The sequence below is a fragment of the Nostoc sp. genome, assembly GCF_041747015.1.
Classification (GTDB): Bacteria; Cyanobacteriota; Cyanobacteriia; order Cyanobacteriales; family Nostocaceae; genus Nostoc.
In genome coordinates this window covers 1-10,506 of sequence record NZ_JBGTFY010000260.1, presented here as the reverse complement: position 1 = coordinate 10,506, position 10,506 = coordinate 1, and the positions used below count along the sequence as shown (strand labels likewise).

Sequence of the window (10,506 nt, the reverse complement as noted above, 5' to 3'; positions counted from 1 at the left end):
CCTGTATAAGTTTGCAAGGGTACGATGGTAACGGGGATATTGTGTTTAGCGGCGATTAGTTGCAAATCCTTGGCAGTACCACTGCGCTTTTTGCCAAAACAAAAATCTTCCCCGATACTAATTTGCTGGCATCGCAGTTGAAGAACTAGAATTTTTTCAACGAATTCTTCGGGGGTCAAAGCAGACAATTCTTTGTCAAAGGGTAGTAGCACCAGTTGTTCTACCCCAAGCGATCGCAATTGTTGGACTTTTTCATCTAGTGGCGTTAACAAAGTCCGGGGTTGCCCCGTAAAAAACTCCTGTGGATGGGGATCAAAGGTGACAACTGTTGAGTAAATATATTCTTGATTTGTTAGTTGTTGATTTTCCTTTGACTGCGGACTACTGGCAACTGAGAACTGACTACCAGCGTGCAAGACTGGTTGAATTACCCTTTGATGACCAAGATGAACACCATCAAACTTGCCAAGCGCAACAGCAGTCGGCGTTAGCAGCCCTTCGCTCGAAGAAGCAACCCACACAGAACACCTATTTTGAGACAAATTTAGCACGTGGATTCTGAGATTTTAGGTTTATTTTAGCTATCAGCAGGAAGCTACCTTATGGTAAACCGCCTTGAGGAGGACAGCTTTTCTAGTACCAATCTGTCCTCCTATTGTTGCCCTTCTGCTGTGTTCGGCGCTCCAACAACTCTGGGCAGCGCTGTCTCACTGTGCAGCCAACAGGTACGCTCTCGCGCTGAAAGCTTCTGATCACCAATCTAATCTAAAATCTCCAATACCTGCGATCGCAACCTTAGCTAGAAAACTTGCTAACAGGAAAAGATTCTGATAAGGAAACTAAGGTGGGAACCTGAAGTACCATTCCTTCTCGTGCCATGATGGCGCCCGGAAATTTCGCTGCTGCTTGTTTTCCTACACAATCTAAAAAGTCATCATCGTGTGCGGGGTCATGGTGGAAAATCACCAGAGTTTTGACATTAGCAGCTTGTGCCACTTTCACTGCTTCTTGCCAAGTAGAATGTCCCCAACCAATTCTAGGAGATTTTGGAGAATGATATTCTTCGTCTGTGTAGGTAGAATCGTAAATCAGAATGTCGGCATTACGAGCTAGCCACAGCACATTGTCATCGAGTCGGTCGGGAAAATGTTCGGTATCAGTAAGATAAGCAGCAGCACCACCACGCCAGTTGACGCGGTATCCTACGGCTTCACCTGGATGGTTTAAAGGTGCTGTTTCTACGGTAACGTCATCGATGTGTATTGGTTGCCCCGGTCGAATGTCGTAGAAATTTAAATTGGCTTGCATAATCTGCAAGGGTACGGGAAAGTTTGGGTGGAGCATTTGGTCATTGAGGCGCTGTTCTATGGTAGAACCATCAGGTGCGATCGCGCCGTAAATATGAAAGTCATTTCCTTTCACAAAACCTGGAGTAAAGAAGGGAAAACCCTGCATATGATCCCAGTGAGAGTGGGTAAAAAAGATATGAGCTTCTAATGGCATTTGGCGCAACAAAGATTGCCCCAAAACGTGTAGTCCCGTGCCAGCATCGAAAACTAAGCGTTTATCGCCCGCTTGCATCGATATGCAAGGGGTATTACCGCCGTAACGAACGGTGTATGGACCTGGAGTGGGGATGCTGCCGCGAACGCCCCAAAATTGTACGGTAAATTGGTTCTCTATCCTAGACATAGGTATTACTTGCTGGACTGAGCGGGCGATAAATAGAAAAATTGTTACTTATTTTGTCTAAGTTTATGCTGTCTAACCGATTGTGAGAGAAGGAGGATTTCTTGGTAAAACAGCATAACCTGTTTCTGGCTGATTGTGTAAATGTAGATGAGATACTCTCAAGTAGAATTTTCCCATTTTTGGGGTGTATGCGTATCAGTTATCTTAAGCTTGCCCCTACGTTATAGCCTACATTTTTGTGTGATGCATTTGAATAACCCCAGTTTTTCCTAATAAATCAAATGATTCACGAAAAATTGAATTCCCACTCAGACAATTTATCTAGTCCAGTTGCGTAGGTAAGATTGTATTGTAATGGAGTTATACTAATATAGTTTTTACGTACAACAGCCACGTCTGTCGGTACATTTTGAGGCAGATTTAATCCGGTTGGCGGTTCTACATCCTCAATTACCTCTCCGGTTAACCAGTAGTATGTTTTACCACGAGGATCAACTCGTTTATCAAACACATCAATGTAACGCCGCACTCCTTGACGGGTAAGAGTAACTCCGGTAATTTCTTCCCACTTAAGAGCAGGAATATTGACATTGAGCAACATTAAATCTGGCAGCGGTTTTTGGGCTAACTGGTCTACGAGAATTTTGGCAAACTTAGCAGCAGGTTGAAAGTCTTTAGAGGTGTGGCTAGTAAGACTCAGCGCTACACTGGGAATGCCTTCAATTAGACCTTCCATTGCCGCAGAAACAGTACCGGAATACAAAATTTCAGTTCCCAAATTTGCACCTTGATTAATGCCAGAGAGAACCAAATCGGGGGGAGTCGAGAGCAAAGCCCACAGCGCCAATTTGACGCAATCTGAAGGCGTACCATCGCAAGCCCAAGCTTTGATAGCGGGATGAAAAATCTCCTCAACAATTTCGGCGCGAATGGGTTGGTGTAGAGTTAAGCCATGTCCAGTTGCCGATCGCTCTCGATCTGGGCAAACTACAGTCACATCATGACCTGCCTCAGCCAAGTAGTTGGCTAGAGTACGAATACCTAAGGCAGAAATGCCGTCATCATTGCTAATTAGTAATTTCATAGTCATTGGTCATTGGTCATTGGTCATTGGTCACAGGCAGTAAAAAAACATACATACTCACTAGTATACTGTGACGGAAGTTTGCCTACTTTTAACAAGTTGCTTAGAGCAACTTGTCTAACCCTTTATCTGGTTAATTGAGATGTTAATGTTAATGGCATAGCTGTAAGTTTATTTATCGAGCAGTTGACAGCTTTTGACTATAGACTAATGACTAATGACTAATGACCAATAACAAATGACTAGCAATTTAGAAGCTCAACTTTTAGCACTGCGGCAGTCAGGAGAAAAAGCGATCGCAGCCGCTGATACCTTAGAACGTCTGGAGGAACTCAGAGTTAACTATCTGGGTAAGAAAGGGGAACTAGGGGCACTGTTGCGAAGTATGGGGCAGATGAGCGCAGAGGAACGACCAATAATTGGGGCGATCGCCAATACAGTCAAAGAGTCCCTGCAAACTAGTCTAGACCAGCAACGCGCCGCCTTGGAAGCCGCGCAAATTCAGGTTCAGCTAGAGGCTGAAACTCTGGATGTAACTATGCCGGGAATTTACAGCCCCCAAGGTCGCATTCATCCCCTCAATGGTATTATCGACCGGGCGCTGGATATTTTTGTTGGTATGGGTTACACCGTGGCTCAAGGGCCAGAGATGGAAACAGATTACTACAATTTCGAGGCTCTTAATACCCCGCCTGATCACCCCGCCCGTGATATGCAGGATACATTCTACCTGCCAGATGGTAATCTTCTCCGCACTCATACCTCGTCAGTACAAATTCGTTACATGGAAAGAGAAGAACCACCGATCCGGGTCGTTGCTCCAGGGCGAGTTTATCGGCGGGATAATGTAGATGCGACTCACTCAGCAGTTTTCCATCAAATAGAACTTTTAGCGATTGATGAGGGACTAACTTTTACAGACCTTAAAGGCACAATTAAGGTATTTTTACAAGCAATATTTGGCGAGTTACCAATTCGCTTCCGCGCCAGTTATTTCCCGTTTACCGAACCCTCCGCTGAGGTAGATTTGCAGTGGAATGGGCGCTGGCTGGAGGTGATGGGCTGCGGTATGGTTGATCCAAATGTACTTAAGTCTGTGGGTTATGACCCAGAAATTTATACTGGATTTGCTGCCGGTTTTGGTGTAGAGCGCTTTGCAATGGTGTTACATCAAATCGATGATATTCGTCGTTTATATGCTAGCGATTTGCGATTTTTGCAGCAATTTTAGGTAAGCGATCGCTTTAAATAATCAGGCGTTAAACCCCAGCATCCCAGAGTAAAATGTAGTCAATAATTCCCATCCAAAATTCATGCCATGAGCCAATGGTCTTTTTACCGCAGGATGCAATAATCGCAGAAGAAAAGCTAACCAAGTATCTGCTTGTACCCTTGCCAAAAGACGATAAATCTAAATTTCTGGCTAGGGCTGGGTATACACTAGACAACTGGCAACAACTGGAACGGGATCTACGCACTCAAGTTTTAACGCAACCTGCCGAGGCGATCAAAACAACTCGCTATGGTCAGAAGTATGTCATTTGTGCGTGTCTGCGAGGAATTAATGGCGTTGAACTCAATATCTTGACCATTTGGATGGTTGCAAACGATACAACCAAATTTGTTACCTTAGTGCCAGATCAAGGAGCCAACTCATGAAGGTACAGCACCCCCTATTCTCCCAAGTTGCCTTAGCGCAGGACTTACCAGAATACAACCTGAAGCGAGGGAATATTGCAACAATTGTGGAACATTACCCCATGCCGGAAGGGGAAGAGGACGGGTATAGCCTGGAAGGGTTTGATCTGCCCCATGTGACGATTGAAGTACCAGCATCTCAAATTATCCCCATTGCCCAGTGGCAGCAGGAAGAAATGATTTTAGCCAAGTTACGCCAACTATCTGGAACGAAGCTGTTGCAATTACAAGACTATCTCGATTTTCTCTTGCAAAAAGAAGAGTCTGAACATCAGAGTAGGTTCAAATCTCCCACCTAAGTATTTGGCGAGAAACTCTTCGGCGTAGGCGTAGCCCGTCGTAGACATCGCTTCTACCATCTTAAAAGAATTACAACTAACCGCAGAGCAAGTACTAAAAGCCGGAGAAAAGATTACATCAAGCTCTGCTAAGTCAAATAATTAGGAAGACTAACTGCAAATTTATTTTTGGTACAATCTTAGTGAACTAGTTTGTAAATTCATCTAAAGGTGAATTTATTGTTTTAGATTTGATCTGCTTTTACAAAAATGACACCTCCAGATAACACACTTCGCTTAATTACAGAATTAAAAGCAAAAACTCAAAAGCTTCGAGAGCAATCAACAGAGTTTCAGGGATTAGAGCGAGAATTTGCTTTAATTCAGGAAGACCTTATCAGCAAATATAAGCGCTCATCCCACATACACCATCCAGGAGATTTGGGTGCTATTCGAGAAGAAATTTTGCGGGATTTTTTATCTAAAACAGGCTACCTTCCCTTGAAATATGGTGTTTCAAAATCAAGTGTCCGTGTTGTTTCTCAAACAGGACATCAAACTGAGCAAATTGATATAGCAATCTATGATGCACTTAATAGTCCTACGTTAGTCAGCTATTCAAGCCTCGCTTTTTTAGCTATCGAATCTGTATACGGTGTTATCCAAGTCAAATCAACAATAAGTTCTCAAGAAGATGTTGATCATGGTTTAAAAAATATAGCATCCTTTAAAGGTCTTGAGGGTGCAGAAGAGAGATTTGGAATTTTATTTGTGTATGAATGTAAAAAATTGAAGTGGGTGACTTTAGTAAAAAGCGTAGAGAAGTTTATGCTGCAAAATTCGCCGTCAGTTTGGCCTAATTTTATTGTTATTCTCAATCAAGGGTTGATACTACCTTGTGAAGATGGGTTACTACCATCTACAGTACAAGGACATTATTTTAGGAATAGTGATGCTAGAAGTATTTCTAAATTGAGAGTAACAGCTGTTCCTGATACAGGCAGCACACTATTTCGATTCTATCTTTATGCTCGTATATCAAATTATCTTGGTTTAGTTTATACGTTGAATAACCATTAAAAAGCAACCTTGCTTTCCAGGGAACGCGCAACACTCCCCGCACCGTCCATTTGGCTAAAATCGTGTCTTGTGTTGACTGAGAAACTTCATGCACATCAAAGTAAATTTGGGTAAAAAATAGCCGAGCGTGAAATCGCAAAGTCCAAAATATAATGCGATAGTTAAATTTGTATTTGAATGTATTCACCGGGTCTTTAAAATAGATATCCTGTGTATAAATGTCGTAGGAAATATCTTTTTCAAAAAGTGTTGGTAAATCCTGTTTGAGAGTCTTAATTACCCGTTCCACTAGAAATTTAAATTCCACGCGCCTTTTCCCTTAAAAAATCTTTTTTAACAACGTCTCCACACCTCGCCAAATAGAAGATGTCCTCTTGTTACTCACACTACCCGCACTCAAATCTGACAGAGTGGGAAATGATGCAGACTTAGCATAAAGCCCATTTCGCAAAACTTTAGCTAGGGTATTGTTATTTTCTCTCAAACCTTCGTAAAAAAAGAAAACCTCTCCTTGAATACCAAGTTGGCGATTGTATTCAATTGCCTGCACCAGATATTCTGGACTAATACAATAACTGCCAAGCTTCATCAATATTCCCGGCGCTAACTTGAGCAGTGTCGCATCTGTGAACTGCTGGTTTACTAGTTTATCAGCGATCGCCTTATAACTTCTAAAATCACGGCGATAAATCTGCGGGTTAATTATATCAACTATTCCCCGCTTCAGCCATGTGGGTGAGTCTTGCAGATATTCCTGGAATGCCCAATCATAGATATTAGGTGCGATCGCTACCAATAAGTTAGAATTAACTGCTTTCACCTCTCGGTAGAGACGCGCCAAGAAGTCAGTGAGAATATCTGCACGCCACTGTAACCATTGTCTGTCCTTGGGGTTTTGGGGCGGATTGTGATCAAATTGCTGGCGATAACGTGCAACAGTTCCCTGATCATAGCCACCTTCACAAGGTAATGCCGGGAAGCGATCGTCACCTTGGACACCATCTACACCATAATTCTTCACAACTTCCAGCACCAAGTTTAACAAGAATTCCTGCACCTGTGGGTCGAGTGCATTCAACCATTCAAAGCCGTTTTTCTTCAGTAAGTTACCATCACAGTCACGCGCAGCCCATTCCGGTTTTTTCTGCAAAAGCATACCGCCATTCAAATTGTAGGAACTGGCAAAGCCGTATTCAAACCAAGGAATGACTTTCAACCCAACTCGCCGCGCCTCAACCACAACTTCTTCTAAAGGGTCGCGTCCTACACACATCGGGTCAATTTCGACTCCAAAGGTCTGCTGCATTGCGCGACTAGGATACAAAGTTACTGCTTTATTCCAAACAACGGGAAACACTACATTAAATCCCGTCTCCGCAAGGAAATCCATCGCCTCAGCAATACGTTGTTTTGACCTGAGAACTTTACTATCAGTAGTAGTCAGCCAGATACCACGCATTTCTATGATTGCCATTTTCCGAAACTGAAATTTTCTGCGCTGCACCCTCTAAACATTAACTAGCCGACGATACCGTGCCTGGATTATTGTGTAAATCCCATAGGCAACCAAACCTAACGCCACAATACCTAGAAGCCATGCTCCGTTAGGCTGTCGGGCTAGCGTCTGTAATGCTTCATCCAAACCTCCTGCGGCAGAGGCGTTCGACTGCCTTGCTGCTTGGATTAGAAACCAGCCGAGCATGCAAAATACTATACCTCGTGCCGCTAAACCAAATCTGCAAATGCTGATTACCCATTCAGTTTCTATATTGCTTAATTCAGTTAAATTGAGTTCTTTACGAAATTTGCCACTAAAAGCTTGATAAAACTGATAGAAGCCGAGAGCAATTATAAACGCCCCCACAGTTCCAACTAACCATTGACCAAAGGGTTGAGAGAGCAAGCGTGCTGTCCAATCTTCGGTAGAATTACTATTTTTGCCGCCACCTGTACCCATGACGAGTTTTACAGCACTTAAAGCTAAACCTGCATAAATCACGCCATTAATTGCGTAACCAATTCGCATTGCCAAACCTTTGGCATCGTTACCTTTATTTTCAGGGTCTTTAATTGCCTGCACAAAACGCCAAATTACGTATCCAATCAAGCCAATGGCAACCAAAGCCAGCAAAAACTTACCAAATGGCTGGTTGACGATTGTTTGGAGAGCGCCTTGGGTATCAGTTGTTTTACCACCTGGGCCAAAAGCTGCTTGTGCTGCCAGCAATCCCACGATCGCGTAAACTACTCCTTTGGAAAGATAGCCAAATCGTGCCAGTCGCTCAACCCACAATGAAGCATCGTGTGTCAACTGTTGTGTCATGGTAAGCATGGTTATAATTATGTCTACATCTTATCAGTATGTACCCACAATTCACATCTATCTTAAGGCAAGTTGTCTAACACTTATGCTAAAAATCACTATCTAAATACTGTCTTTCAACAGATGTTACGTTGTTGCAAATAATCTTACAGGAAAGCTAAAATACAGTATTATTATTTAATGTTTTAAAAACTAAAAATTGATTAATTATGTCTGTAATAGAACATTCTTGGAAAGACGAATATATAATTACCAATGGGGTGAAACTACACTACGTTACCAAAGGTGAAGGTCCCTTAATTTTGATGTTGCATGGGTTTCCTGAATTTTGGTACTCTTGGCGGCATCAAATACCAGAATTTGCCCAAGATTTTAAAGTCGTCGCCCTTGACTTACGCGGCTACAACGATAGTGATAAACCAACAGAGCAATCAGCTTATGTAATGAACGAATTTATCAAAGATGTTGAGGGAATAATTAAGGCATTAGGATACCAAAAGTGTGTTTTAGTTGGACATGATTGGGGTGGTGCGATCGCTTGGAATTTTGCATACACTCACCCCGAAATGTTAGAGCGATTAATTATACTTAATCTGCCTCATCCTGCTAAATTTGCCCAAGGCTTACGCACCGTCGAACAGTTGCTGCGTAGTTACTATATATTTATCTTTCAACTACCGTGGATACCAGAATTATTTTTACAATCTTCAGACTACCAAGCAATTGAAGCGGTTTTTAAAGATACAGCAGTTAACAAGAATGCTTTCACTAAAGCGGATATTGACGCTTATAAAGATGCTGCTGCAAAACGCGGTGCCCTCACAGGAATGTTGAACTACTACCGCAATATTTTTCAACAAAAAATGTTAAATCCAAATTGGGGCGTTCTGCAAGTGCCCACACTGATGATTTGGGGAGAAAATGACACTGCACTCGGCATGGAACTAACCTACGATACCGCAGCCTATGTCAGGGACTTTCAAATCAAGTACATTCCTAATTGTGGCCATTGGGTGCAGCAAGAACAGCCTGAGTTGGTCAATCAGTATATGCGAGAATTTCTAAAGACTTAACCTAAGAGTATTTGTTAATATAGCAGTCCTGAATGATTTATGAAGTTTTCTGTTTCTCCTCATCTCTTCTCTACTAGAGGCTGCGCCCTAAGGGTAGCTATGCCGCAGGCTTTACGAGACGCTGCGCGTTGGCGGTTCGATAATTTTCATAACTCAAATAGGATTGTTTTATGTTATGCAATCAATTGATAAAGTATAAATACTTATTAAACGAGCCAAATTATAGCGAGTAGTGCAAGCTTTTAAAAAGATTTAACAGTGATTTAACACTGACAGTTTTTAAGGTTTATCGACTAAAAATCGTCCAAAAACCGAATAAATGGCATTTTTTCTTTCGCTATCATCGTTCTTTGATCTCACAACCAACTTCTGAAGGCATAGATAGATTGACCTCACGAAGTTTAGTGAGATAATAGAGTCGTGAGGGACAGAACGGACGCAACTTGATTATTAAGGGGGAAAATTATGAAACTCCAGCTATTAGCGGCCATTGCCTTAGCAACTCCCCTATTTTTCACTAGCTTGGTTAGAGCCGATAATCCGCAGGACTTACAAAAGCTGCTTTCAACTGGCGAATGTGCCCAGTGTGATCTATCGGGAGCTAACCTCAGTGGCGCTCATTTAATTGGTGCTGACTTGAGAGGCTCGAAGCTCCAAGGAGCCAACCTTGTAGGGGCTAACCTCGAAGGTGCTGACTTAACTGGTGCAAACCTGGCAGGTGCTAACCTAACATCAGCTTATGTAAGCAATGTGAATTTGAAGCAAACCAATCTCAACGGGGTGAACTTTACTCGCGCCACGATTCACGATTCTAATGTGTATAAAGCATCAATGAATGATCTCAATCTCACTGATGCAGAAATATTTAACACTGGAATTGGTATTGGTGGTGAAGATGCCGAGATTCCCGATTGGAAATAGGCTGAACTCAGTAGGCAGGTTAAAATAAACACAACATAGGTTTTTGCAGGTTTTAAATCAGAGGAACTGGTTTTTTACCAGTATTATTCTTAAAACCTGCCTCTACAAAAATAAAAAATGAAACTCCTCTGCCTTGTAATCACTCTACTATGACAAAGGCAGAGGGGGTTTTTTATTAGGATTTGTAATTAAGCCAATATAGTCTGAAAAGCTCTTTTAGAGGTTGTTTGAAAAGTGTCAGCTTGAGCCTTAAATGCAACTTAGAGAAGTGATCGCAAGTCCCATAACTCTCATTATCTCGTTTAACTTCTCGATAGCCAGAGTAGTCAAACATACGTTGGATGACTTTTCAAACAT

The 10,506-nt window shown here is 42.3% G+C and carries 11 protein-coding genes and 1 pseudogene; 6 read left to right on the top strand and 6 right to left on the bottom strand.

Annotation, left to right across the window (positions count from 1 at the left end; translation table 11 throughout):
* The 3 genes and pseudogenes from ACEW80_RS21485 to surE form a co-directional block, all read right to left on the bottom strand.
* Positions 1-551, bottom strand: a pseudogene (locus ACEW80_RS21485) (bifunctional riboflavin kinase/FAD synthetase); the annotation flags it as partial.
* A 244-nt stretch (positions 552-795) separates the two neighbouring features.
* Positions 796-1,692: an MBL fold metallo-hydrolase gene (locus ACEW80_RS21480; RefSeq protein WP_373528539.1), complete on the bottom strand. Its 897-nt coding sequence runs from the start codon at positions 1,690-1,692 to the stop codon at positions 796-798.
* A gap of 286 nt (positions 1,693-1,978) precedes the next feature.
* Entirely contained in the window at positions 1,979-2,776 is a 798-nt protein-coding gene (gene surE, locus ACEW80_RS21475) for a 5'/3'-nucleotidase SurE (protein ID WP_373528538.1), read from the bottom strand.
* A 238-nt stretch (positions 2,777-3,014) separates the two neighbouring features.
* Here surE and pheS point away from each other — a divergent pair, with 238 nt between their 5' ends.
* From pheS to ACEW80_RS21455, 4 genes are all read left to right on the top strand, one after another.
* Positions 3,015-4,007, top strand: coding sequence for a phenylalanine--tRNA ligase subunit alpha (pheS, locus tag ACEW80_RS21470; RefSeq protein WP_373528537.1), 993 nt, complete (start codon positions 3,015-3,017; stop codon positions 4,005-4,007).
* Between the two features lie 95 nt (positions 4,008-4,102).
* A complete protein-coding gene (locus ACEW80_RS21465) occupies positions 4,103-4,435 on the top strand; it encodes a DUF6883 domain-containing protein (protein WP_373528536.1) in 333 nt (110 codons plus the stop codon).
* Complete coding sequence (locus ACEW80_RS21460) at positions 4,432-4,773, top strand: DUF4926 domain-containing protein (RefSeq protein WP_373528535.1); 342 nt, start codon at positions 4,432-4,434, stop codon at positions 4,771-4,773. The genes ACEW80_RS21465 and ACEW80_RS21460 overlap by 4 nt, the downstream gene beginning before the upstream one ends.
* Before the next feature lie 249 nt (positions 4,774-5,022).
* Positions 5,023-5,832, top strand: a complete 810-nt coding sequence (locus tag ACEW80_RS21455) for a DUF6602 domain-containing protein (RefSeq protein ID WP_373528534.1) — start codon at positions 5,023-5,025, stop codon at positions 5,830-5,832.
* Here ACEW80_RS21455 and ACEW80_RS21450 read toward each other — a convergent pair.
* From ACEW80_RS21450 to ACEW80_RS21440, 3 genes are read right to left on the bottom strand one after another with little or no spacing between them, the layout of a single operon-like run.
* Entirely contained in the window at positions 5,720-6,139 is a 420-nt protein-coding gene (locus ACEW80_RS21450) for a DUF2358 domain-containing protein (RefSeq protein ID WP_373528533.1), read from the bottom strand. The two genes, ACEW80_RS21455 and ACEW80_RS21450, sit on opposite strands and share 113 nt — an antisense overlap.
* 12 nt (positions 6,140-6,151) lie before the next feature.
* Positions 6,152-7,306 (bottom strand): glycoside hydrolase family 10 protein, encoded by a 1,155-nt coding sequence (locus ACEW80_RS21445; protein ID WP_373528532.1) that lies wholly within the window; start codon positions 7,304-7,306, stop codon positions 6,152-6,154.
* Between the two features lie 33 nt (positions 7,307-7,339).
* A complete protein-coding gene (locus ACEW80_RS21440; RefSeq protein WP_373528540.1) occupies positions 7,340-8,155 on the bottom strand; it encodes a DUF1206 domain-containing protein in 816 nt (271 codons plus the stop codon).
* 209 nt (positions 8,156-8,364) lie between these two features.
* Between ACEW80_RS21440 and ACEW80_RS21435 the strand changes: the two genes are divergently transcribed.
* Both ACEW80_RS21435 and ACEW80_RS21430 read left to right on the top strand, forming a co-directional pair.
* Positions 8,365-9,228, top strand: a complete 864-nt coding sequence (locus tag ACEW80_RS21435; RefSeq protein ID WP_373528531.1) for an alpha/beta fold hydrolase — start codon at positions 8,365-8,367, stop codon at positions 9,226-9,228.
* 465 nt (positions 9,229-9,693) lie between these two features.
* Positions 9,694-10,149 (top strand): pentapeptide repeat-containing protein, encoded by a 456-nt coding sequence (locus ACEW80_RS21430; protein WP_373528530.1) that lies wholly within the window; start codon positions 9,694-9,696, stop codon positions 10,147-10,149.
* The last annotated feature ends 357 nt before the right edge of the window (positions 10,150-10,506 follow it).